The 23,994-nt window shown below is 34.4% G+C and carries 36 protein-coding genes; all 36 read right to left on the minus strand.

All coding sequences use genetic code 11. The annotated features are described in order from the left end of the window. Positions 1–6: 6 nt before the first annotated feature. Complete coding sequence (locus tag G6042_RS04550; RefSeq protein WP_169523130.1) at positions 7–768, minus strand: NYN domain-containing protein; 762 nt, start codon at positions 766–768, stop codon at positions 7–9. Between the two features lie 42 nt (positions 769–810). After that, a complete protein-coding gene (locus G6042_RS04555; RefSeq protein WP_169523131.1) occupies positions 811–1,215 on the minus strand; it encodes a DUF2721 domain-containing protein in 405 nt (134 codons plus the stop codon). 91 nt (positions 1,216–1,306) lie between these two features. Beyond that, positions 1,307–2,599, minus strand: coding sequence for a phosphopyruvate hydratase (gene eno / locus G6042_RS04560; RefSeq protein ID WP_169523132.1), 1,293 nt, complete (start codon positions 2,597–2,599; stop codon positions 1,307–1,309). A gap of 272 nt (positions 2,600–2,871) precedes the next feature. Then, on the minus strand, positions 2,872–3,993 hold the full coding sequence (gene carA, locus G6042_RS04565; protein WP_169523133.1) for a glutamine-hydrolyzing carbamoyl-phosphate synthase small subunit: 1,122 nt from the start codon (positions 3,991–3,993) through the stop codon (positions 2,872–2,874). A 297-nt stretch (positions 3,994–4,290) separates the two neighbouring features. After that, positions 4,291–6,945 (minus strand): T9SS type B sorting domain-containing protein, encoded by a 2,655-nt coding sequence (locus tag G6042_RS04570; protein ID WP_169523134.1) that lies wholly within the window; start codon positions 6,943–6,945, stop codon positions 4,291–4,293. Positions 6,946–7,234: 289 nt separating this feature from the next. Beyond that, the gene (gene rplQ, locus G6042_RS04575) at positions 7,235–7,744 is read right to left on the minus strand and encodes a 50S ribosomal protein L17 (protein WP_169523135.1); all 510 of its coding nucleotides are present in this window, start codon (positions 7,742–7,744) and stop codon (positions 7,235–7,237) included. 64 nt (positions 7,745–7,808) lie between these two features. After that, positions 7,809–8,801 carry a DNA-directed RNA polymerase subunit alpha gene (locus G6042_RS04580; protein ID WP_121312871.1) on the minus strand — a complete coding sequence of 331 codons (993 nt, stop codon included), beginning with the start codon at positions 8,799–8,801 and terminating at the stop codon, positions 7,809–7,811. Between the two features lie 21 nt (positions 8,802–8,822). Beyond that, the gene (gene rpsD / locus G6042_RS04585; protein ID WP_169523136.1) at positions 8,823–9,428 is read right to left on the minus strand and encodes a 30S ribosomal protein S4; all 606 of its coding nucleotides are present in this window, start codon (positions 9,426–9,428) and stop codon (positions 8,823–8,825) included. A 118-nt stretch (positions 9,429–9,546) separates the two neighbouring features. After that, positions 9,547–9,930 (minus strand): 30S ribosomal protein S11, encoded by a 384-nt coding sequence (gene rpsK / locus G6042_RS04590; protein WP_133533891.1) that lies wholly within the window; start codon positions 9,928–9,930, stop codon positions 9,547–9,549. 8 nt (positions 9,931–9,938) lie between these two features. After that, a complete protein-coding gene (gene rpsM, locus G6042_RS04595) occupies positions 9,939–10,313 on the minus strand; it encodes a 30S ribosomal protein S13 (protein WP_169523137.1) in 375 nt (124 codons plus the stop codon). 2 nt (positions 10,314–10,315) lie between these two features. Next, entirely contained in the window at positions 10,316–10,432 is a 117-nt protein-coding gene (gene ykgO, locus G6042_RS04600) for a type B 50S ribosomal protein L36 (RefSeq protein WP_002987490.1), read from the minus strand. A gap of 10 nt (positions 10,433–10,442) precedes the next feature. Beyond that, on the minus strand, positions 10,443–10,658 hold the full coding sequence (infA, locus tag G6042_RS04605; protein WP_007136545.1) for a translation initiation factor IF-1: 216 nt from the start codon (positions 10,656–10,658) through the stop codon (positions 10,443–10,445). Positions 10,659–10,664: 6 nt separating this feature from the next. Then, positions 10,665–12,008 (minus strand): preprotein translocase subunit SecY, encoded by a 1,344-nt coding sequence (secY, locus tag G6042_RS04610; protein ID WP_169523138.1) that lies wholly within the window; start codon positions 12,006–12,008, stop codon positions 10,665–10,667. Between the two features lie 11 nt (positions 12,009–12,019). Continuing rightward, complete coding sequence (gene rplO / locus G6042_RS04615; RefSeq protein WP_169523139.1) at positions 12,020–12,472, minus strand: 50S ribosomal protein L15; 453 nt, start codon at positions 12,470–12,472, stop codon at positions 12,020–12,022. A gap of 12 nt (positions 12,473–12,484) precedes the next feature. Beyond that, positions 12,485–12,667, minus strand: a complete 183-nt coding sequence (gene rpmD / locus G6042_RS04620; RefSeq protein ID WP_169523140.1) for a 50S ribosomal protein L30 — start codon at positions 12,665–12,667, stop codon at positions 12,485–12,487. A gap of 12 nt (positions 12,668–12,679) precedes the next feature. Then, on the minus strand, positions 12,680–13,204 hold the full coding sequence (rpsE, locus tag G6042_RS04625; protein WP_169523170.1) for a 30S ribosomal protein S5: 525 nt from the start codon (positions 13,202–13,204) through the stop codon (positions 12,680–12,682). A gap of 3 nt (positions 13,205–13,207) precedes the next feature. Next, on the minus strand, positions 13,208–13,561 hold the full coding sequence (rplR, locus tag G6042_RS04630) for a 50S ribosomal protein L18 (RefSeq protein ID WP_169523141.1): 354 nt from the start codon (positions 13,559–13,561) through the stop codon (positions 13,208–13,210). Positions 13,562–13,572: 11 nt separating this feature from the next. After that, entirely contained in the window at positions 13,573–14,115 is a 543-nt protein-coding gene (gene rplF / locus G6042_RS04635) for a 50S ribosomal protein L6 (RefSeq protein WP_169523142.1), read from the minus strand. A 14-nt stretch (positions 14,116–14,129) separates the two neighbouring features. Continuing rightward, positions 14,130–14,528, minus strand: a complete 399-nt coding sequence (rpsH, locus tag G6042_RS04640) for a 30S ribosomal protein S8 (RefSeq protein ID WP_169523143.1) — start codon at positions 14,526–14,528, stop codon at positions 14,130–14,132. 103 nt (positions 14,529–14,631) lie between these two features. Continuing rightward, positions 14,632–14,901 (minus strand): 30S ribosomal protein S14, encoded by a 270-nt coding sequence (gene rpsN / locus G6042_RS04645; RefSeq protein ID WP_169523144.1) that lies wholly within the window; start codon positions 14,899–14,901, stop codon positions 14,632–14,634. 3 nt (positions 14,902–14,904) lie between these two features. Then, positions 14,905–15,456, minus strand: coding sequence for a 50S ribosomal protein L5 (gene rplE, locus G6042_RS04650; protein ID WP_169523145.1), 552 nt, complete (start codon positions 15,454–15,456; stop codon positions 14,905–14,907). A 2-nt stretch (positions 15,457–15,458) separates the two neighbouring features. Then, positions 15,459–15,773: a 50S ribosomal protein L24 gene (rplX, locus tag G6042_RS04655; RefSeq protein ID WP_169523146.1), complete on the minus strand. Its 315-nt coding sequence runs from the start codon at positions 15,771–15,773 to the stop codon at positions 15,459–15,461. A 12-nt stretch (positions 15,774–15,785) separates the two neighbouring features. Then, a complete protein-coding gene (rplN, locus tag G6042_RS04660; protein WP_007803649.1) occupies positions 15,786–16,154 on the minus strand; it encodes a 50S ribosomal protein L14 in 369 nt (122 codons plus the stop codon). A 2-nt stretch (positions 16,155–16,156) separates the two neighbouring features. Next, complete coding sequence (rpsQ, locus tag G6042_RS04665; protein WP_169523147.1) at positions 16,157–16,414, minus strand: 30S ribosomal protein S17; 258 nt, start codon at positions 16,412–16,414, stop codon at positions 16,157–16,159. Between the two features lie 19 nt (positions 16,415–16,433). Then, the gene (gene rpmC, locus G6042_RS04670; RefSeq protein WP_169523148.1) at positions 16,434–16,625 is read right to left on the minus strand and encodes a 50S ribosomal protein L29; all 192 of its coding nucleotides are present in this window, start codon (positions 16,623–16,625) and stop codon (positions 16,434–16,436) included. 14 nt (positions 16,626–16,639) lie between these two features. After that, positions 16,640–17,065, minus strand: a complete 426-nt coding sequence (rplP, locus tag G6042_RS04675) for a 50S ribosomal protein L16 (protein ID WP_131476292.1) — start codon at positions 17,063–17,065, stop codon at positions 16,640–16,642. 18 nt (positions 17,066–17,083) lie between these two features. Then, complete coding sequence (gene rpsC / locus G6042_RS04680) at positions 17,084–17,839, minus strand: 30S ribosomal protein S3 (protein WP_169523149.1); 756 nt, start codon at positions 17,837–17,839, stop codon at positions 17,084–17,086. 5 nt (positions 17,840–17,844) lie between these two features. Further along, positions 17,845–18,255 (minus strand): 50S ribosomal protein L22, encoded by a 411-nt coding sequence (gene rplV, locus G6042_RS04685; RefSeq protein WP_169523150.1) that lies wholly within the window; start codon positions 18,253–18,255, stop codon positions 17,845–17,847. 6 nt (positions 18,256–18,261) lie between these two features. Next, positions 18,262–18,540 carry a 30S ribosomal protein S19 gene (gene rpsS, locus G6042_RS04690; protein ID WP_007136562.1) on the minus strand — a complete coding sequence of 93 codons (279 nt, stop codon included), beginning with the start codon at positions 18,538–18,540 and terminating at the stop codon, positions 18,262–18,264. 10 nt (positions 18,541–18,550) lie between these two features. After that, positions 18,551–19,375, minus strand: a complete 825-nt coding sequence (gene rplB, locus G6042_RS04695) for a 50S ribosomal protein L2 (protein WP_169523151.1) — start codon at positions 19,373–19,375, stop codon at positions 18,551–18,553. Between the two features lie 6 nt (positions 19,376–19,381). Then, positions 19,382–19,672 (minus strand): 50S ribosomal protein L23, encoded by a 291-nt coding sequence (rplW, locus tag G6042_RS04700; RefSeq protein WP_121312852.1) that lies wholly within the window; start codon positions 19,670–19,672, stop codon positions 19,382–19,384. 7 nt (positions 19,673–19,679) lie between these two features. Beyond that, positions 19,680–20,309 (minus strand): 50S ribosomal protein L4, encoded by a 630-nt coding sequence (gene rplD, locus G6042_RS04705; RefSeq protein WP_169523152.1) that lies wholly within the window; start codon positions 20,307–20,309, stop codon positions 19,680–19,682. After that, positions 20,309–20,926 carry a 50S ribosomal protein L3 gene (gene rplC, locus G6042_RS04710; protein WP_162126315.1) on the minus strand — a complete coding sequence of 206 codons (618 nt, stop codon included), beginning with the start codon at positions 20,924–20,926 and terminating at the stop codon, positions 20,309–20,311. Before rplC ends, rplD begins: the two co-directional genes overlap by 1 nt. Before the next feature lie 98 nt (positions 20,927–21,024). Next, entirely contained in the window at positions 21,025–21,330 is a 306-nt protein-coding gene (rpsJ, locus tag G6042_RS04715) for a 30S ribosomal protein S10 (RefSeq protein ID WP_026710316.1), read from the minus strand. Positions 21,331–21,341: 11 nt separating this feature from the next. After that, entirely contained in the window at positions 21,342–23,498 is a 2,157-nt protein-coding gene (gene fusA, locus G6042_RS04720; protein ID WP_169523153.1) for an elongation factor G, read from the minus strand. Between the two features lie 10 nt (positions 23,499–23,508). Beyond that, entirely contained in the window at positions 23,509–23,985 is a 477-nt protein-coding gene (gene rpsG / locus G6042_RS04725; protein ID WP_169523154.1) for a 30S ribosomal protein S7, read from the minus strand. Between the last annotated feature and the right edge of the window lie 9 nt (positions 23,986–23,994).

Here is a 23,994-nt window from a genome sequence, read left to right on the forward strand (position 1 = left end):
AGTTTTTTATTTTCTTTTAACGTAAATGTGCTTGATATTATTTTTGCCGCTTTCGCGTTCGTCTACTTCAAATTTATTGATACTTTTTATTAAAGACAATAATTTTGGGAAACCATAATTTCGAGAATCGAAATCGGGCTTCTTTTTAAGCATTAGGTTTCCTAAATCACCCAAAAATGCCCAACCGTTTTCATCTTCCAAATCGGTAATGCTATCAGCAAAAAGCTTGATGATTTTTGGATCAATTTTGCTCAATGGAGTATTTTCTTGTTTGACCTTTTTTGACGATTTTTTATTGCTGTTTTCGGTTGTTATTTCAATTTCGTTTTTCTTTAAAATTTCGATATAAATAAACTTATCACAAGCTGTAATAAATGGCGTAAGTGTTTTCTTTTCGCCAATTCCAATTACTTTCATGCCAGCTTCTCTAAGTCTTGTAGCTAATCTGGTAAAATCAGAATCGCTAGAAACGATACAAAAACCATCAACTTTTCCTGTATATAGAATATCCATTGCATCGATAATTAATGCGCTATCACTTGCATTTTTCCCTGTCGAATAGCTATATTGCTGAATAGGTGTAATGGCATTTTCCAACAACACATTTTTCCATCCGGAAACGGTTGGTTTTGTCCAATCGGCGTAAATCCTTTTGAATGTTGGTGTTCCGTATTTGGCAATTTCCTCAAACATTTCTTTGACATTGGCGTAAGGAACATTGTCAGCATCAATTAGTACAGCGAGTTTAAGATCTTTAGATATTTCCATAGATTTGGTTTTTTTGAAAAAAAAGAAAACCAAAGGTAGTTATTATTTTTTCATTTCTTCTTCTTCCAAATCACTCAAATGATGACGCAAAGCCGTTACGGAAATGCTTATTTCCCAAAAAGAAATTCCTAACGAAGTTAAAAGACAAAGCAAACTGACTGCGAAAAGATAAATTCCTGCGGTTTGTTGTCCTAAAAAAAGTAATAACATCGCAAATACCGAAAGAAACAAACACAAAACACCAAAAAGTTGCATGTATCGAATTAATGATAATCTTAGATTTAAGTTTCTAATTTGTAGCAAAATACTTTTCGTGTGTTTTTCATCATAATGGGTTTTCAAACTGCGAACGATTTGTGCAATCGTCAAAAATCTATTTGTATAAGCTAATAAAATCAGCGATGTTGCAGAGAAAAGTAATGCCGGAGTTTCTATGGATAATGTCATGATTTTCTATACTTTATAAGTACTATTTCAAATTTACAAAAAAACCTGCAAGTTCTCACTCACAGGTTTTAAGTATAATTTTATTTTAAAATTACTTCTGTTTAAAAGCTTTCACACCAGGAAAATAAGCAGTATCGCCAAGTTCTTCCTCTATACGAAGCAATTGATTGTACTTTGCCATACGATCCGAACGCGAAGCCGAACCCGTTTTAATTTGTCCGCAGTTCAAAGCAACCGCTAAATCAGCAATCGTATTATCTTCAGTTTCTCCTGAACGGTGCGACATTACCGAAGTATAACCAGCATTATGCGCCATATTTACAGCAGCAATCGTTTCAGTCAAAGTTCCAATTTGGTTCACTTTAACCAAAATTGAATTAGCAATTCCTTTTTCAATTCCAGTAGAAAGACGCTCAACATTAGTTACAAATAAATCATCTCCAACTAATTGTACTTTATCGCCAACCAATTCAGTTAAATATTTCCAACCTTCCCAATCGTCTTCATACATTCCGTCTTCAATAGAAATAATTGGATAATTAGCAGCCAAAGAAGCTAAATATTCTGCTTGTTCTTTTGACGATCTCACTTTTCCTGTTTCACCTTCAAATTTTGTGTAGTCATATTTTCCGTCAACATAAAACTCCGAAGCTGCGCAGTCTAAAGCAATCATAATTTCGTCTCCAAATTTATATCCTGCATTTTCAACCGCTTTTTTAATGGTATCAAGCGCATCTTCGGTTCCGCCAGCCAAGTTTGGAGCAAAACCACCTTCGTCACCAACTGCTGTAGAAAGATGTCTATCGTGTAAAACTTTTTTCAAATTATGGAAAATCTCAGTTCCCATTTGCATTGCGTGCGTAAAAGAAGTTGCTTTTACTGGCATAATCATGAATTCTTGAAACGCAATTGGCGCATCAGAATGCGAACCACCATTAATGATATTCATCATTGGAACTGGCAATGTATTAGCCGAAACGCCACCAATATATCGGTATAATGGTAAACCAAGTTCGTTAGCAGCAGCTTTTGCAGCAGCCAAAGAAACACCAAGAATTGCATTTGCACCAAGATTTCCTTTGTTAGCCGTTCCGTCTAAATCAATCATGATTTTATCGATAAGATTTTGTTCAAAAACAGAAACTCCCATCAACTCCGCAGCAATTTTAGTATTTACATTTTCAACCGCTTTCAAAACGCCTTTACCCATAAATGCTTTTCCGCCATCGCGCAATTCAACCGCTTCGTGTTCGCCAGTTGAAGCTCCACTTGGAACAGCAGCACGACCAAGAACGCCGTTTTCAGTTACAACATCAACTTCAATAGTAGGATTTCCTCTTGAATCCAAAATTTGTCTTGCATGTACTTTGATAATAATGCTCATATTTTATGATATTAGATTTTTATGGTTTGTTTTAAGAATAATTACAAATATATTCTATCTTTTTTTATCAATTTCACAATTTTAACTAATGTTATTAACGCAAACGTTTTAGTGTAATTCAGTTTTTATGAAGCGAATGGCTTGGTTAGTTTCAGTAATCCTTTTTCCCGCTTTCCGTTACAATCTGTCATTGCGAGGAACGAAGCAATCTTATCAAATATTTGGAATGCAATGACAGGATTTTCACTACAATCGGGGCTAAAAAGTTTTCCTTAAACCGTTTGTAAACTTTTGGCTTTTTTGATATTGGCAACAAACTCATCAAAAAGATACGATGAATCATGTGGACCAGGACTTGCCTCAGGATGATATTGCACCGAGAAACACGACTTCGATTTCATTCGCATTCCAGCAACGGTATTATCATTCAAATGATAATGTGTAATTTCTAAATCAGAATGGTTTTCAAGTTCATCTCTATTCACCGCAAAACCGTGATTTTGAGATGTGATTTCACCTTTACCAGTTAAAACATTCATCACTGGATGATTAATTCCGCGATGACCGTTAAACATTTTATAAGTCGAAATTCCGTTTGCCAAACCAATAATTTGATGACCAAGACAAATTCCAAAAACAGGTTTATCAGAATTGATGATTTGCTTTGCTACATTAATTACACCTTCCAAAGGTTCAGGATCGCCTGGACCATTTGACAAGAAATAACCATCAGGATTAAACGATTGTAATTCTTCAAAAGTTGCATTGTATGGAAAGACTTTGATGTAACAATCTCTTTTAGCAAGGTTTCTCAAGATATTTCTTTTGATACCCAAATCCAATGCCGAGATTTTATAAGTAGCATTTTCATCACCAAAAAAGTAAGGTTCGGTAACCGAAACGGTTGATGCTAATTCCAAACCTTTCATATCTGGAACTTTGGCTAGTAATTCTTTCAACTCTTCTACCGAAGTTCCATCGGTGCAAATAACAGCGTTTTGCGCACCATTATCGCGAATATAACTTACTAAAGCACGAGTATCAACATCAGAAATACAGATTAGGTTTTGCTTTTCGAAATAGTCATACAAGTTACTTTCTGAATCTGGTCGTGAATGGTTAAAACTAAAGTTTTTACAAACCAATCCTGAAATCATAATTTTTTCTGATTCTACTTCTTCGGCGTTAACTCCGTAGTTTCCAATATGTGGATTTGTTGTTACCATGATTTGTCCAAAATAGGATGGATCGGTAAAGATTTCTTGGTAACCTGTCATTCCGGTATTGAAGCAAACTTCTCCAAAGGTTTTTCCTGAAATTCCAATTGATTTTCCGTAAAAAATGGTTCCATCAGCTAGTAGTAGTAGTGCTTGTGGTCGTGTTGTGTATTTCATTAGTTGTAGTTATTTTTTCAAAGATCAAATGCAGTCGCTTCGCTCGTGTCATTTGTTGTAGTTATGTTGTTGTTTTGCAAAGTTATTTTATTAACTCAGAATTTGCAATTTTTTGAGTTCTGTTTTGTAAAAAGTTTATAAACATTCCTTTTGTTTCCAATTTAGCCCCGATTGTAGTGGAAATCCTTGCCATTTTAAGGCAAGATTGTAACGAAAAGCGGGAAAATGGTTTACTGGTATTTCCTGAACTTTCGCTCCAAAAAAAAGTCCTCATTGTAGAGAACTTTTGATTTTTTCTTATCTGATTAAGCTGAAATGCCCTTTTTTAATGGTTTGTTTGCCTTGAAGATCTACCAATGTTACTGTGTACCAATAATCTGTAGCTGGTAGTTTTCGGTCGTTTTTAACTCCTGACCAGCCAAATTGATTTTGTTGCATATCCATTTTGTATAAAATTGTTCCATATCGATCGTATATTACGATTTCTGCGCTTGAATAAAATTTTCTAGTCAGTCCTTTAATTTTCCAATAGTCGTTAACTCCATCTTCATTTGGAGAGAAAAATTTTGGTATGTTCATTAGATAAACTTCTGTGGTAATCATTTTTTCGCAATTATTGATGTCTTTTACATAAACCGTATGAATCCCTGCTCCAACACCGATAAAATTGTACGAATTTCCTGAACCATAATAGTTTGATCCATCTAATGAGAATTCATAAATACTGTTTCCGCTCACAGTTACAGAAACTTCACCATCGTTTGCTTTTACATTGACAAACTCAGGTATCGTCACTTTTGTAACGCTAAATGTTTTTGATGCCGAACAAGTTAAGCCATTTTCTAGTTTAGTTACTGTTATTGAGTAATTACCTTCTTGAATGGGTTGATAAAATCTTTGTGTTGAAACGATATTTCCACCTTGATTTTTCCATGCCCAAGAAGTCATTCCGCTTGTTCCATCCAGAATTATTGGCGGTTGCATACTTGGATCACAAATTGTGTAATGGCTATCAATATTCAAATTTATGTTTGAATTTACAACTGCATTGAAAGGCATAACACCAAAACAATTGTGGCTTTCATCTTCAATTCTTACCCAAATAATGGTTGTTGGCGAAATAAAATATCGTTCTAATGGATTAATTTTTGTTTGAGCGTCAACTAAGTTTGCATAAAATGTTATGGTGAAATCGGCTGGAATTCCTAGTTCATTTCTAACATCTGTTTCTTTAAATCCCATATTGAATTGTCCTTGAGAATTATTTTCAATGGCATCTGAATTTTCGCAAACATACATTGTTCGTATTGGTAATGTATTGGCTTGATAGTTCTCAATAAAAAAATTGGTTATTGTTACGCATCCTTTTGAGCTAACAATTTTTACAAAAATTTCTTCAGGATTTGTTTGATTGGTGTAATGAAGATAATCTTGAATTTGATTACTATCGTTATTAGCATCATTTAAACTATGGTAAAATGTATAAGTGTAATCAGAATCTACATCATCAGCATAATCTTTTATGTTTTCAAGATTGAAAACGGAAAAATTATCTCCATCTGTATCACATTGAGAAAGAGTTTGGTTTGGAGGTAAATCAGGTAACGGATAAGCCACAACATCTTTGTATAATGTAACTGCTTGATTATTATCCATAACAATCCTAGCTTTTACTTTATGCTTTCCTGGAGTACTAAAAAGATGTGTCGGATTAAAATCTGTTGATGTTGTTCCGTCTCCAAAATCCCATAACACAGAAAGAATTGGTCTGTAAGCATCCAATTCAAAACTAAAGGCTACATCAACACAATCGTCTTTTGACGGTATAATTCTACTTCTCAAGTAAGAAGCAACAAAATGTGGTAAACCTCTAGTTGAAGCGACATTTTCAAATTGAATATTAGCTGGTCTATAATTGCATTCAGCACCAATATTTTCTGGATTATTTATTACACCTAAATGACCTGTTGGACTGGATAAATTACCTTGTGCAATATATATCTTACCATTTCGAGCCAATTGTATTGAACCAGGATTTGAAATAGGTATTAAATAATAATCAACAGGTTCCATTCCACCTAAATTCCTATAAGGAAACTGCACTATATAATTTCCACCTGTGTAATAAAAAATTTTTGAATCTTGCGAAAACTCGATTCCATATGGATTCAAAAAAATACCAAAAGCGGGAATTGTTGGGAGTGTAAAATAAAGTTGAAAATTAATTAAATCATTATCATACTGATAAAAATAAACTTTTTGATTAGCACTGTCTGCAAAGGCTAAGTAACTACCATCAGGTGAAAACTTCATTGCACCAAGTCTACCTAAATTTTCATCTATATCCCTTTTTACAGGAGTTGTGTCAACACCACTTGGAGTTACATTAAAAATTCTAAAAATAAATTCCCCATCAGGTACAATATAACCAAATACGGGATCAGGCTTTGTTATAGAGACTACTCGTATTGAGTCACTCTCTGGATGATGAATAGCAGCAATTCTTGAAGTCGAATTAATTTCAGCAATTCGAATGTCTTTATTTTCTGTGATGTAACCTAAAGGGTTTTGAGCATCAAACTTAACTTCTGAATAATAAACTCCGGGCAGAAAATAAATCGGATTTGTTTGAGTATTTTCTCTTGTATAAAAAATATAGTATGTTGAATAGTCATTGGGTTTTGGAACAATAATTGCCGACTGAATACCATCTATTTCACCTGACAATCCTTCACCATTTGTCATTATCTGATGATTTCTGTTCCATACAGTTTGCCCGTTAGTATAAAACATTAGATCACCTTCATCATCAGAAATACTACTACAGCCAGCTGGAGTAACCATGCTACTATCTTCTAAAATAGCAACTTCGCCAATACCAAAATCTATTCCTCCATTTTTTCCAAAATACCAATGATCAGTTTCATTTTGAGAGAAACCAACAAAAGACATAAAAAAAACAATTATGAATAGATTATATCTCTGGCGATAAATTAAAAAGTTGGTATACATGAACATTTATTAAATAGCACGTTTTTATCTAACCTTAAATCAACAAGTTAAAAAACATATTAATTAGGCAATATAAAAAATAAATATGAGAGAAATAGAAGATTGAACTATTTTAACAACTTTTTAAATGCTAAAAGTTAACAATAAAAAGTTTGAAATAAAAAATGTAAGAAATAAAAAAGGATAAACAAAAATTTGTTTATCCTTTAAATTTATGAATAGGTATTCATTATTCTGCACTTGGAGTTTCTTCTGAAGCGGTTTCTGGAGCTGATGGTGCTGGAGTTTCAGCAGCTGGAGCAGTTGTTTCTGCTTTTTTGCTTTTTCCACCACGACGGCTTTTCGATTTTTTCTCTTCTTTTTTACCTCCGTTGTATAGTTCGTTGAAATCAACTAACTCAATCATTGCCATATCAGCGTTATCACCAAGACGGTTTCCTAACTTGATGATACGAGTATAACCTCCTGGACGATCACCAACTTTTGCCGCTACTTCTCTAAAAAGTTCTGTAACTGCATATTTGTTACGTAAGTAAGCGAAAACAATACGACGGTTGTGTGTAGTATCTTCTTTTGACTTTGTAACTAGCGGTTCAACGAATTGTTTTAGCGCTTTTGCTTTAGCAACAGTTGTGTTAATACGTTTGTGTTCGATAAGTGAACAAGCCATATTAGCTAACATAGATTTTCTATGTCCAGTCTGTCTGCTTAAATGATTTACTTTTTTTCCGTGTCTCATGACGTTCTTTTTTAACCTTCATCTTGCTTCAATCCGCTAACCGGAGCGCAAAATATGAAGTAATTTATTCTTTATCTAATTTATATTTTCCTAAATCCATTCCGAAAGTTAGATTTTTATTGGCTACTAATTCGTCTAACTCTGTTAGTGATTTTTTACCAAAATTACGGAATTTCATAAGGTCATTTTTGTTGAAAGATACAAGATCTCCAAGTGTATCAACTTCGGCTGCTTTTAAACAGTTTAAAGCTCTTACTGATAAGTCCATGTCAACAAGTTTAGTTTTTAACAACTGACGCATGTGTAATGATTCTTCATCGTAAGATTCTGTTTGAGCAATTTCATCAGCTTCTAAAGTAATTCTCTCATCTGAGAATAACATAAAGTGGTGAATTAGAACTTTGGCAGCTTCTGTTAAAGCATCTTTTGGATTGATTGAACCATCAGTTTTGATTTCGAAAACTAATTTTTCATAATCTGTTTTTTGCTCAACACGGAAATTTTCAATAGCATATTTTACATTTTTTACTGGTGTAAAAATTGAGTCTGTAAATATAGTACCAATTGCTGCGTTTTGTTTTTTGTTTTCCTCTGCAGGAACATAACCACGACCTTTTTCGATAGTTAATTCCATGTTTAGGTTAACTTTACTATCAAGATTACAGATTACTAATTCTGGATTCAACACTTGAAAACCAGAGATGAATTTTTGAAAATCACCAGCAGTAATTTGATCTTTTCCTGAGATTGAGATAGAAACTGTTTCGTTATCTACATCTTCAATTTGACGTTTGAAACGTACTTGTTTAAGATTAAGGATAATTTCAGTAACATCTTCAACAACTCCTGAAATAGTAGAGAATTCATGCTCAACACCTTCGATACGAACCGAAGTGATTGCATAACCTTCTAGGGCAGAAAGTAAAACTCTTCTAAGTGCATTACCAACTGTCAATCCGTAACCAGGTTCTAAAGGTCTGAATTCAAACTTACCTTCAAAATCGGTTGAATCGATCATGATAACTTTATCGGGCTTCTGAAAATTAAATATTGCCATAATTTAGACTGATGTCAATTATTATTTGTTGTACAACTCAACGATTAATTGTTCTTTGATGTTTTCTGGAATTTGCAATCTTGCAGGAACTGAAACAAAAGTTCCTTCTTTTGTATCGTTATTCCAAGTAATCCACTCATAAACATGAGAAGAATTAGCTAATGAACGCTCGATAGCTTCAACTGATTTAGATTTTTCACGAACAGCAACTTTATCACCTGCTTTTAAGTGGTATGATGGAATGTTTACTAACTCTCCATTAACCGTAATGTGTCTGTGAGAAACGATTTGTCTTGCAGCTCTTCTTGAAGATGCAATACCCATTCTGTAAACTACGTTATCTAAACGTGCTTCACATAATTGTAAAAGGATTTCACCTGTTACACCTTTAGAAGCTGATGCTTTTTCAAATAGGTTTCTGAATTGTTTTTCCAAAATACCATAAGTGTATTTTGCTTTTTGCTTTTCCATTAACTGAACAGCATATTCAGATTTTTTACCTCTTTTTTTAGCCAACCCATGTTGTCCTGGAGGATAATTTCTTTTTTCGAAGGCTTTGTCTTCTCCGAATATTGCTTCGCCAAATTTACGAGCAATTTTTGTACTTGGACCAGTATATCTTGCCATTTTAAATTGTTTTTAGATAGAGATTATGAATTCAGGTCAAATCCTTCGATAATCTGATTTCTATCTTTTGTTATACTTGAAAAATATTATAAAGATGCTGAAATTAATTCAGCATTCATTATACTCTACGTCTTTTAGGAGGACGACATCCGTTGTGTGGCATTGGAGTAACGTCAATGATTTCTGTTACTTCAATTCCTGAATTATGAATAGATCTGATAGCAGACTCACGTCCGTTACCTGGTCCTTTTACATAAACTTTTACTTTTTTAAGACCAGCTTCTAAAGCAACTTTTCCACAATCTTCTGCTGCCATTTGAGCTGCGTATGGAGTGTTCTTTTTAGAACCTCTAAAGCCCATTTTTCCAGCTGAAGACCAAGAGATAACTTCACCTTTTTTGTTAGTCAAAGAAATGATGATGTTATTGAAGGTTGCATTAATATGAGCTTCACCCGTTGATTCAACGATAACTTTACGTTTTTTTGCAGTCGTTTTAGCCATACTATTTATTATTTAGTTGCTTTTTTCTTGTTAGCAACAGTTTTTCTTTTACCTTTTCTTGTTCTAGAGTTGTTTTTAGTTCTTTGTCCTCTTAATGGAAGACCAGCTCTGTGACGAATTCCTCTATAACATCCAATGTCCATTAAACGTTTGATGTGTAATGAAACTTCTGAACGAAGCTCACCTTCAATTTTGTAGTATGATACCGCATCACGAATTGCTCCGATTTCGTCATCATTCCAATCTTGAACTTTTTTATCTTGGCTAACTTGAGCTTTTTCTAAAATCTCAATTGCTCTACTTTTACCAATTCCGAAGATATAGGTTAAAGCGATAACTCCTCTTTTGTTTTTTGGGATATCTACCCCTGCTATTCTTGCCATAACTATCCTTGTCTTTGTTTAAATCTAGGATTCTTTTTATTAATCACGTACAATCTTCCTTTGCGACGCACGATAATGCACTCGGCACTTCTTTTTTTAACTGATGCTCTTACTTTCATATTAGTAGCTTTAGTATCTATAAGTAATTCTTGCTTTTGACAAATCGTAAGGACTCATTTCTAATTTCACTTTATCACCAGGTAATAACTTGATGTAATGCATTCGCATTTTTCCGGAAATATGAGCAATTACAATATGTCCATTTTCTAATTCTACACGGAACATAGCATTTGACAATGCTTCAATTATTGATCCGTCTTGTTCTATTGCTGATTGTTTTGCCATAAAAAATTAAGCTACTGCTTTTCTATTTTTACCACTTTTCATCAATCCATCATAGTGTTTATTCAATAAATAAGAATTTATTTGTTGAATAGTATCGATAGCAACACCAACCATAATGATTAGCGAAGTACCTCCATAGAACATTGCCCAAGATTGTTGTACATCTAAGCTTACTACTATAGCTGGGAACACAGCAATTAAAGCAAGAAATAATGCACCAGGGAATGTTATTAATGACATAATTCTATCAAGAAAATCTGATGTTTCAACACCTGGCTTTACACCAGGAATAAATCCACCGCTTCTCTTTAAATCATCGGCCATTTTGTTTGTTGGTACTGTAATTGCTGTATAGAAATAAGTAAATATTAATATTAACAATGCAAATACAAAATTGTACCAAAAACCAAACATATTACTAAACTCTCCTGCTATAGACTGAGAAGTTTCAGATTTTGAAAGACCAGCTAAAGCTGCAGGAATAAACATAATTGCTTGAGCAAAAATGATTGGCATTACTCCTGATGCGTTTAATTTTAATGGAATCCATTGTCTGTTTCCACCTAACATATCTTGTTCAAAATCTCCTGCTGTAGTACGACGAGCATACTGTACAGGAATTTTTCTAACAGCCATTACTAAAAGTACACAAGCAATTATTACTAATAGCCATACCACTATTTCAAAAACAAGAAGCATTGGACCACCATTATTGTTAGTTACTTTAGATGTAAACTCCTGAAGTAAAGCTTGAGGAAGTCTTGCTAAAATACCAACCATAATTAAAAGTGAAATACCGTTTCCAATACCTTTATCAGTAATTTTTTCTCCTAACCACATGGCAAAAATTGTACCTGTAGTAAGAATTAAAACAGATGAGAATAAGAATGAAAAAGAATCAAAACCTAAAAGGAATGCACTACTAGGTAAAGTTCTGTATAAGTTATAGATATAACCTGGACCTTGAACTAAAGTAATTGCGATTGTTAACCATCTAGTGATTTGATTTATCTTTTTTCTTCCGCTTTCACCATCTTTCTGAAGCTTTTGTAGGTATGGAATAGCAATACCCATTAATTGTACTACAATTGAAGCCGAGATGTAAGGCATAATTCCTAAAGCAAATACTGACGCTTTTGAAAAAGCTCCACCAGTAAACATATCTAGTATTGATCCAATACCTTGTTCTGTTTGTCCTGCTAAGCTATTCAATTGAGTCGCATCAATACCTGGTAAAGTAACATGTGCTCCAAATCGGTAAACTAATAACAAACCTAATGTAATTAGAATTCTGTTTTTTAGTTCTTCTATTTTCCAAACATTATTTAATGATTCAAAAAACTTCTTCATTGTTTATACAATTATAATGTTACAACTTCTCCTCCAGCAGCTTCGATAGCAGCTTTTGCAGTAGCAGTAAATTTATGAGCGGTTACTTTTAATTTTGCTTTTAACTCTCCTCTTCCTAATATTTTAACAACTTCATTTTTAGTAGCTAATCTATTTTCTACTAAAACAGTAAAATCTACTGTATCTGTTACTAAACCATTATCTACTAATGCTTGTAAAGTATCAAGATTTACACCTTGGTACTCAACACGATTAATATTTTTAAAACCAAACTTAGGCACACGTCTTTGAAGTGGCATTTGACCTCCTTCAAAACCAATCTTTTTAGAATAACCAGAACGAGATTTTGCTCCTTTGTGACCACGTGCAGCAGTACCACCTTTTCCAGAACCTTCTCCTCTACCTACTCTTTTATTTTGATTGTGTGTTGAACCTTCAGCTGGTTGCAAGTTACTTAAATTCATAACTATAATTTGTTATTTAGTTTCTTCTACAGAAACCAAGTGTTTAACTTTATTTACCATTCCAAGGATAGCAGGATTTGAATCATGCTCAACAACTTGTCCTAATCTTTTAAGCCCAAGAGCTACTAAAGTTTTCTTTTGTGTCAACGGACAGTTGATTTGACTTCTTACTTGTTTTACTAATATCTTTGCCATAATTTCCTTGAATTAACCTTTAAATACTTTTTCTAAAGAAATACCTCTTTGTTTTGCAACAGTGTAAGCACTTCTCATTTGTAATAAAGCATCAAAAGTAGCTTTAACCACATTGTGAGGATTTGATGAACCTTGAGATTTTGATAATACATCATGAATACCAACTGATTCAAGTACTGCACGAACAGCACCACCAGCAATAACTCCTGTACCATGAGACGCAGGCATTAAATATACCGCTGCTCCACCAAATTTACCTTTTTGTTCGTGAGGCACTGATTGACCACTTAAAGGAATTCTAACTAAATTCTTTTTTGCATCTTCAACTGCTTTTGCAATTGCTTCAGATACGTCTTTAGATTTTCCTAATCCGTGACCTACAACACCATTTTCATCACCTACAACAACAATAGCAGAAAAGCCAAAAGCTCTACCTCCTTTAGTTACTTTGGTAACACGATTTACACTTACCAAACGATCTTTTAATTCAAGACCGCTAGGTTTTACTAATTCTACATTTTTGTATTTAGACATAATATATTAGAATTTAAGTCCAGCGGCTCTAGCGCCTTCTGCTAATGATTTAATACGACCGTGGTATAAATAACCTCCTCTATCAAAAGTCACTGTATCAATACCAGCTTTTAAAGCTTTTTCTGCTGCTAGTTTTCCAACTGCTGCAGCAACTTCAACGTTTGTACCTTTGTTATCTATTCCTTTATCTCTCGATGAAGCTGCTAATAAAGTAACTCCGTTCACATCATCAATTAGTTGTGCATAGATTTCTTTATTACTTCTGAATACAGATAATCTTGGTTTAGCAGCAGTACCGCTAACAATCTTTCTGATTCTGAATTTAATTCTTTGTCTTCTTTCAGTTTTTGTTAATGACATAATGCTAATTTTTACGCTGATTTACCTGCTTTTCTTCTTAATACTTCACCAACAAACTTAACTCCTTTTCCTTTGTAAGGTTCTGGTTTACGGAAACCTCTGATTTTTGCAGCGATTTGACCGATTAATTGTTTGTCATGAGAAGTTAACTTCACGATTGGATTTTTTCCTTTTTCTGAAATTGTCTCTAATTTTACTTCTGGAGCAACTTCTAAAATGATATTATGAGAAAAACCTAATGCTAAGTCTAATTTTTGACCTTGATTTGAAGCTCTATAACCAACTCCAACCAATTCTAATTCTTTTGTAAAACCTTCAGATACACCTACAATCATATTATTGATTAAAGATCTGTATAATCCGTGTTTTGCTCTTTGTTCTTTATTATCAGAAGATCTTTCAACTGTTAATTGACCTTCTTCAACTTTAATAGTTACATCTGAGTAATCTTGTGAAAGTTGACCTAATTTTCCTTTTACAGTAACTGTATTTTCGTTAACTTCAACAGTTACACCTGCAGGAATTGAAATTGGATTTTTACCTATTCTTGACATTGTTTAACTGTTTATTAGTATACGTAACAAATTACTTCTCCACCAACATTTAATTGCTTAGCTTGTTTCCCAGTCATAAGACCTTTTGAAGTTGAAACAATAGCAATCCCTAATCCGTTAAGGATTCTAGGCAATTTAGCAGCACCTGCGTATTTACGTAAACCTGGTTTACTAATTCTTTGGATATCTCTAATTACTGGCTCTTTTGTATCTTTATCATACTTCAAAGCAATCTTGATGGTACCTTGAACAGTGGTATCATCAAATTTGTAACTAAGGATATATCCTTGATCAAATAAAATTTTTGTGATTTCTTTTTTTAAGTTAGAGGCTGGAATCTCAACCACTTTGTGGTTTGCCATCACTGCATTTCTAACTCTCGTAAGATAATCTGCAATTGGATCTGTATACATATGTATAAATTTGCGGTTATGGTTTTCAAAAAGTACTCACTAAATGAACCTTTAACCAGTTAAATTATTTTTTGGTTTGCAAAAGTAATAACTTTTTGCGAGATTACCAAGAAGCTTTTTTTACTCCTGGTATTAAACCTTGATTAGCCATTTCACGGAATGTTACACGTGAAATACCGAATTGACGCATATAACCTCTTGGTCTTCCTGTTAATTTGCAACGATTGTGCATACGAACTGGTGAAGCATTTTTTGGTAATTTTTGTAACCCTTCGTAATCTCCAGCTTCTAATAAAGCTTTTCTTTTCTCAGCGTACTTAGCTACCGTTTTAGCTCTTTTAACCTCACGGGCTTTCATTGATTCTTTAGCCATGTCTTAATTCTTTTTAAAAGGTAAACCTAATTCAGCCAATAATGACTTTGCTTCTTTGTCAGTGTTTGCAGAAGTTACAAATGTAATATCCAAACCTGAGATTTTGTTTACTTTGTCAATATCAATTTCTGGGAAAATGATTTGTTCAGTAACTCCAAGGTTGTAATTACCTCTTCCGTCGAAACCAGTTGCTTTGATACCATTAAAATCTCTTACACGTGGTAAAGATGAAGTAATAAGTCTATCTAAAAACTCATACATTCTTTCGCCTCTAAGAGTAACTTTTGCACCAATTGGCATACCTTTTCTCAATTTGAAAGACGCAACGTCTTTCTTAGAAATAGTAGCCACTGCTTTTTGTCCAGTAACTTTAGTTAACTCATCAACTGCATAGTCAACTAGTTTTTTATCAGAAACTGCTGCTCCAACTCCACGGCTTAAAACGATTTTTTCCAATTTTGGAACTTGCATTACGTTTTTATATCCGAATTCTTCTTTAAGGGCAGCAATTACTCTGTCCTTATATTCTTGTTTAAGTCTAGGTGTATATGCCATAACTATAATACTTGATTAGATTTTTTTGAAAATCTCACTTTCTTATCTCCTTCTGTTTTGATTCCAACTTTAGTTGCCTTTTTAGATTTTGGATCTATCAAAGCTAAGTTTGAAATATGAATTGGAGCTTCTTTCTTAACAATTCCTCCTTGAGGGTTTTTTGCACTTGGTTTTGTATGTTTTGAAACCATGTTCACACCTTCAACGATTGCTTTGTTTTTTTCACGGTCAACACTAACAACTTTACCTTCAGCACCTTTGTGGTCACCTGCGATAACTGTTACAATGTCTCCTGATTTTATTTTTAGCTTTATCATCTTACTAACGAATTAAAGCACTTCTGGTGCTAATGATACAATTTTCATGAATTGTTTTTCACGAAGTTCTCTTGCAACCGGACCAAAAACACGAGTTCCTCTCATTTCTCCTGCTGCGTTCAAAAGAACACACGCATTGTCATCGAAACGGATATAAGAACCATCAGCTCTTCTCACTTCTTTTTTGGTACGTACAACAACTGCAGTAGAAACAGCACCTTTTTTAACGTTACCGTTTGGTGTTGCATCTTTAATTGATACTACAATTTTATCTCCAACAGAGGCATAACGACGTTTCGTTCCTCCTAAAACACGGATAGTCAAAACTTCTTTTGCTCCTGTGTTATCTGCTACTTTTAATCTCGATTCTTGTTGTACCATAATTACTTAGCTCTTTCAATGATTTCAACTAATCTCCAACATTTTGTTTTTGATAAAGGTCGTGTTTCCATGATCTTTACTGTATCTCCAATGTTACAGTCATTTTTTTCGTCGTGTGCATGATACTTTTTAGTTTTCAACACGAACTTACCATATAATGGGTGTTTTACTCTTCTTTCTTCAGCAACAACAATAGATTTATCCATTTTGTTAGAAGTAACAACACCTATTCTTTCTTTTCTTAAATTTCTTTTTTCCATCTTTTCAGCTAGCATACAATTATTGTAACTCTCTTTTAGTTAGCTCAGTTGCTACTCTAGCAACAGCTCTTCTTGCACCTCTAATTTGAAGTGGGTTAGCGATTGGAGAAATAGCATGGGCAGATGTTAAATCTTGGTATGCTTTTCTCAACTCAGCAAGTTTTACTTGTAACTCAGCTGTAGATAGACCGATAATTTCTGATTGTTTCATAATAATTTTTTTGATTATGCTTCGAAATCTCTAGCAACTACAAACTTAGTTTTTACTGGAAGTTTTTGTGCTGCTAAACGCAAAGCTTCTTTAGCAACAGAAAGTGGAACTCCACCAACTTCAAACATGATTTTTCCTGGTTTAACAACAGCAGCCCAATATTCAACGGCTCCTTTTCCTTTACCCATACGTACCTCTAGAGGTTTTTTGGTAATTGGTTTATCTGGGAAAATTTTAATCCATAATTGTCCTTCTCTTTTCATAAAACGAGTTGCAGCAATACGTGCAGCTTCGATTTGACGTGAAGTTAAGAACATTCCGGTTTCATGTACTGATTTAATTCCAAACATTCCATTAGAAAGTTCGTGTCCTCTTTGAGAAACGCCCTTCATTCTACCTTTCTGTACCTTACGGTATTTTGTTCTTTTAGGCTGTAACATTTTTCTTTAGTTTAAAAATTACTTTCTTTTACGTGCATCTGGTTTACCACCTTTGTTATAAGGCTTTCTATCTCCTTTTGAAGAATCGCCACCTTTTCCACCAGAAGCTTGTTTTTTATCCATTCCAACTAGTGGAGATAAATCACGTTTTCCGTAAACCTCACCTTTCATGATCCATACTTTGATACCCATTCTACCATAAGTAGTGTGAGCTTCACCAAGAGCATAATCAATATCGGCTCTGAAAGTTGATAGAGGAATTCTTCCTTCTTTGAACATTTCTGAACGTGCCATTTCAGCTCCATTCAAACGACCAGAAATCATTACTTTGATACCTTCTGCATTCATACGCATTGCTGCTGCGATAGCCATTTTAATAGCTCTTCTGTATGAAATACGGCTTTCAATTTGACGAGCGATACTAGTCGCAACTAGATAAGCATCAAGCTCAGGTCTTTTGATTTCAAAGATATTGATTTGAACCTCTTTGTCAGTAATTTTCTTAAGTTCTTCTTTTAACTTGTCTACCTCTTGTCCGCCTTTCCCGATAATAATACCTGGTCTTGCAGTAGTGATAGTAACGGTTACAAGTTTTAAAGTTCTCTCGATGATTACTTTTGATACACTAGCTTTTGATAAACGAGCGTGGATATACTTTCTGATTTTATAATCTTCGGCAATTTTATCACCGTAATCATTTCCACCATACCAGTTTGAATCCCATCCTCTGATGATCCCAAGTCTGTTTCCAATTGGATTTGTCTTTTGTCCCATCTTTATTAATTGCTTTGTGTGTTATCTAATTGTCCTAATACGATTGTTACGTGATTAGAACGTTTTCTAATTCTGTGTGCTCTTCCTTGTGGAGCTGGACGAAGTCTTTTCAACATCATTCCACCATCTACAGTGATTGTTTTAACAAATAAGCCTGCTTCAGCTACATTTCCTTCTGCATTTTTCTGCTCCCAATTGTTGATTGCAGATAACAAAAGTTTTTCTAACTTTCTTGAAGCTTCTTTTGAGCTAAATCTTAATATATTTAAAGCTCTTTCCACTTTTTGACCTCTTACCAAGTCTGCTACTAAGCGCATTTTTCTAGGTGAAGTAGGGCAATTGTTTAATTTAGCAAATGCTATAGACTTGTTAGCCTCTTTTCTTGCGTCTGCAGTTTCTCTTTTACGAACTCCCATTGCTTCTTATTTTTTACCTTTATTTTTTGCTCCAGCATGACCCCTAAAAGATCTTGTTGGTGAAAACTCTCCTAATTTGTGTCCTACCATGTTCTCAGTTACATAAACTGGAACAAATTGACGACCATTGTGAACTGCGATAGTTTGTCCAACGAAATCTGGTGTAATCATTGAAGCTCTAGACCATGTCTTAACAACTCCTTTATTTCCTCCAGCAATGTTTTCCTGAACTTTTTTATCTAATTTATAGTGAACAAATGGTCCTTTTTTTAATGAACGTGCCATGTCTATCTAATTATTTCTTTCTGCGTTCTACAATATACTTGTTGCTCGGGTTAACTTTAGAACGAGTTCTATAACCTTTAGCTGGTAAACCTTTTCTAGAACGTGGATGACCTCCAGACGAACGTCCTTCTCCACCACCCATTGGGTGATCAACTGGGTTCATCGCAACTGGTCTTGTTCTTGGTCTTCTTCCTAACCATCTGCTTCTACCTGCTTTTCCAGATACAATCAATTGGTGATCTGAGTTAGAAACTGCTCCAATTGTAGCTGAACAAGTCAACAAAATTAATCTTGTTTCACCTGACGGCATTTTAATTGTTGCATATTTTCCATCTCTTGCCATTAACTGAGCAAATGTTCCTGCCGAACGAGCTATCGTAGCACCTTGACCTGGACGTAATTCAATACAAGAAATTACAGTTCCTAATGGAATTTTGCTTAAAGGCAAAGTATTTCCAATTTCAGGAGCTGCACCTTCACCAGATACTACAGTCTGCCCAACTTGTAAACCATTTTGAGCAATAATATATGTTTTTTCTCCATCAGCATACCAAAGTAATGCGATAAAAGCCGTTCTGTTTGGATCATATTCAATTGATTTTACTGTAGCTGGAACTCCAACTTTAGTTCTTTTAAAATCAATGATACGATACCTTTGTTTGTGACCACCGCCTGTATAACGCATGGTCATTTTTCCTTGACTATTTCTACCGCCTGAGTTTTTTATCGGTGCGATCAATGATCTCTCCGGCTTATCAGTCGTGATGGCGTCAAAACCATTCACAACTCTAAAACGCTGACCAGGGGTAATAGGTTTTAATTTTCTAACTGACATTTTGTATTAGATATTATTATAAAAATCTATTGTTTCTCCTTCTTTTACTTGAACGACAGCTTTCTTATAGCTATTCGTTTTTCCACTGATTAAACCACTTTTAGTATATTTAGTAGTTCTATCAGCTCTATAGTTCATCGTGTTAACAGAAACAACTGAAATTCCGTAAGCAGCTTCAACAGCTTTCTTAATTTGAACTTTGTTTGCTTTTTTGTCAACAACAAAACCAAAACGATTGAAAACTTCACCTTCTTTGGTGATTTTTTCAGTGATGATAGGCTTAATTATGATACTCATGGTCTAATTATTTGCTTAAATTTTCTTCAATTCCTTCTAAAGAACCCTCTAAAAGAACTAAATTATTAGCATTTAAAATCTCGTAAGTGCTTAATTCTGAATTAGTTACAACACTAGACGTTTTTAAATTACGTGACGACAAATATACATTTTTATTTGATTCACCCAACACAAATAAAGATTTTTTATTTTCTAACCCTAAAGCTTTCAAAACATTGATGAAATTTTTAGTGTTTGGTGTTTCAAAATTAAAGTCTTCAACAACTACTAAATTTGATTCTTTTACTTTTAAAGAGAAAGCCGATTTACGAGCTAATCTTTTTAAACTTTTGTTCAATTTGAACGAATAGCTTCTTGGTCTTGGACCGAAAACTGTTCCTCCACCTTTGAACAATGGACTTTTCTTAGATCCTGCACGAGCAGTACCTGTACCTTTTTGTTTTTTAATCTTGCGCGTAGAACCTGCAACTTCTGCTCTTTCTTTAGCTTTGTGCGTTCCTTGTCTTTGATTTGCTAAGTATTGCTTAACATCAAGATATACTGCGTGATTATTTGGCTCAATGCCGAATACTGAATCAGAAAGTTGTACTTTTCTTCCAGTATCTTTTCCGTTGATATCTAAAACTTTTACTTCCATTACTTCTGAATGATTACATAAGAGTTTTTGTGTCCAGGAATTGCTCCTTTAACTACTAGTAGATTCTTTTCAGCAACTACTTTCAAAACTCTAAGATTTTGTACTTTTACATTATCTCCTCCCATTCTTCCTGCCATACGCATTCCTTTGAATACACGTGATGGATAAGAAGATGCTCCTACAGAACCTGGTGCTCTTAAACGGTTATGTTGACCATGAGTAGCTTGTCCAACTCCACCAAAACCGTGACGTTTTACAACACCTTGGAAACCTTTACCTTTTGAAACACCTTGTACATCAACAAATTCTCCTTCGCTGAATACTTCCACAGTGATATTATCACCTAATTTGTAATTTTCTTCAAATCCTTGGAATTCAACGACTTTTTTCTTAGCAGAAGTTCCCGCTTTCTTAAAGTGACCTAAATCAGCTTTAGTAGCGTGTTTTTCTCCTTTGTCATCGAAACCAAGTTGAAGAGCTGAATACCCGTCAACCTCATTGGTTCTGACTTGGGTAACGACACAAGGTCCAGCTTCGATTACTGTACAAGGAATATTTTTCCCGTTTTCGTCGAAAATGCTTGTCATGCCGATTTTTTTTCCAATTAACCCAGACATATTAATAATTATTTAATGTTTATTTTTTATTTTTTCAACAAAGAAATAAGTATCAGAAATAAAATTACTCCTGATACTCATTTCAGAAAATTGTATACTTATACTTTGATTTCTACTTCAACTCCACTTGGCAATTCAAGTTTCATTAAAGCATCGATAGTTTTCGAAGAAGAACTATAGATGTCTAGTAATCTTTTGTATGAACTTACCTCAAACTGCTCTCTTGCTTTTTTGTTAACGTGTGGAGAACGTAATACAGTAAATATTTTTTTGTGCGTAGGTAACGGAATTGGACCTGTTACAACAGCACCTGTGCTTTTCACAGTTTTTACGATTTTTTCTGCTGATTTATCAACCAACATGTGATCGTAAGACTTTAATTTTATTCTAATTTTTTGACTCATCTTGATAAAAATTAAGCGTTACCTTTTGCTTTTTTGATTACTTCTTCAGAAATATTTGAAGGAGTTTGCTCGTAGTGAGAGAATTCCATTGTAGAAGTTGCTCTACCTGAAGACAATGTTCTTAATGTAGTTACATATCCAAACATTTCAGATAATGGCACGTTAGCTTTGATAGTTTTAGCTCCATTTCTGTCGCCCATATCATTTACTTGACCTCTTCTTCTATTTAAATCTCCAACAATATCACCCATATTTTCTTCTGGAGTAATAACTTCGATTTTCATGATTGGCTCAAGAATAACTGCACCAGCAGCTTTTGCTACTTCTTTGTAACCCATTTTCGCTGCTAATTCGAAAGAAAGAGCATCCGAGTCAACTGGGTGATAAGATCCGTCTAACAAGGTTACTTTTAAACTATCAACAGTATATCCAGCTAATGGTCCTGTTTTCATTGCTTCTTTGAAACCTTTTTCAACAGCAGGAATATATTCTTTAGGAACGTTTCCTCCTTTTACCTCATTAACAAACTGTAATCCCATTGGAGCTTTTCCATCTACTAAATCAGCTGGCTCTAATCGGAATACAATATCACCAAATTTACCACGACCTCCAGATTGTTTTTTGTAAACTTCTCTGTGTTGTGCTGATTTTGTAAACGCCTCTTTATATTCAACTTGTGGTTCACCTTGGTTTACCTCAACTTTAAACTCACGCTTCATACGATCTACAAGAATATCCAAGTGTAACTCACCCATTCCTGAGATAATTGTTTGTCCAGAAGCTTCGTCAGTTCTCACTGTAAATGTTGGATCTTCTTCTGCTAATTTAGCTAAAGCCATACCCATTTTATCAACGTCTGCCTTAGTTTTTGGCTCGATAGCGATACCGATTACCGGATCTGGGAATTTCATTGACTCAAGAATAATTGGGTGTTTTTCATCACACATTGTATCTCCAGTCTTGATATCTTTAAATCCAACTGCTGCACCAATATCACCTGCTTCGATATACTCGATTGGGTTTTGCTTGTTAGCATGCATTTGATAGATACGAGAAATTCTTTCTTTGTTTCCAGAACGTGTGTTCAAGATATATGAACCAGCATCTAAACGACCTGAATAAGCACGGAAGAAAGCCAAACGGCCAACATAAGGATCAGTAGCAATTTTAAATGCTAAAGCCGCAAACGGCTCTTTTACATCTGGACGACGCAAGATTTTAGTTTGATCTTCTTCTAATAAATCAGCATCATCAGGGTGAATACCTTCGATACCTTCTTTATCCAATGGAGATGGAAGATATTTACATACAGCATCCAACATGAATTGAACTCCTTTGTTTTTGAAAGAAGAACCAGCGATCATAGGAATGATAGCCATATCAATTGTAGCAGCTCTTAAAGCAGCATTGATTTCTTCTTCAGTAATCGAATCCGGATCTTCCATGTATTTGTCAAGTAGATTTTCATCGTACTCAGCAACCGCTTCAATAAGGATATCTCTGTAATGCTTAACATCGTCAACCATATCAGCTGGAATTTCAACCACATCGAAAGTTGCACCTTGAGTAGCATCATGCCAAATAATAGCTTGATTTTTTACTAAATCAACTACCCCTTTGAAATCATTTTCTTCACCAATTGGCAAAGTGATTGCAACAGCATTTGATTTTAGCATATCTCTAACTTGCTGACATACGCTCAAGAAGTTAGAACCTTGACGATCCATTTTGTTTACGAATCCCATACGTGGAACTCTATATTGATCAGCAAGTCTCCAGTTAGTTTCTGACTGTGGCTCAACACCATCAACCGCACTAAATAAGAAAACTAACCCATCCAATACACGTAAAGAACGGTTTACCTCTACAGTAAAATCAACGTGTCCTGGAGTATCAATAATATTAAAGTGGTAAGGTTTTGACTCTGGAGTCATTTTACCTTGCACAGTTGGAAAATTCCATTCACAAGTTGTAGCTGCAGAAGTAATTGTAATACCTCTTTCTTGCTCTTGCGCCATCCAGTCCATTGTTGCAGCACCATCGTGTACTTCACCAATTTTGTGTGATTTTCCAGTGTAAAATAATATACGCTCAGTTGTTGTTGTTTTACCAGCATCAATGTGAGCCGCAATACCAATATTTCTTGTAAATTTTAAATCTCTAGCCATTTCTTAAATATTAAAATCTGAAGTGAGAGAATGCTTTATTTGCTTCTGCCATTTTGTGAGTATCCATTCTCTTTTTAACAGCAGCACCTTCTTCTTTAGCCGCAGCTAAAATTTCAGAAGCTAATTTTCCAGCCATTGACTTTTCATTTCTTCTTCTAGCATAAAGTATCATCCACTTCATTGCCATAGAAATTTTTCTGTCTGGTCTAATTTGCATTGGAATTTGAAATGTTGCTCCACCAACTCTACGACTACGTACTTCTACGTGAGGCATAACATTAGTTAACGCATCTTTCCATACTTCTAACGCTGATTTTTCATCATTGTTTTTCTTTGTCTCTACGATGTCAATTGCATCATAAAATACTTTAAAAGCTGTAGATTTTTTACCATCCCACATTAAGTTGTTTACAAAACGTGTTACCAATTGGTCGTTAAACCTTGGATCTGGTAAAAGAGGTCTTTTCTTCGCTGCTCTTTTTCTCATGTCTTTTCT

The organism is Flavobacterium solisilvae (assembly GCF_012911605.1).
GTDB lineage: Bacteria > Bacteroidota > Bacteroidia > Flavobacteriales > Flavobacteriaceae > Flavobacterium > Flavobacterium solisilvae.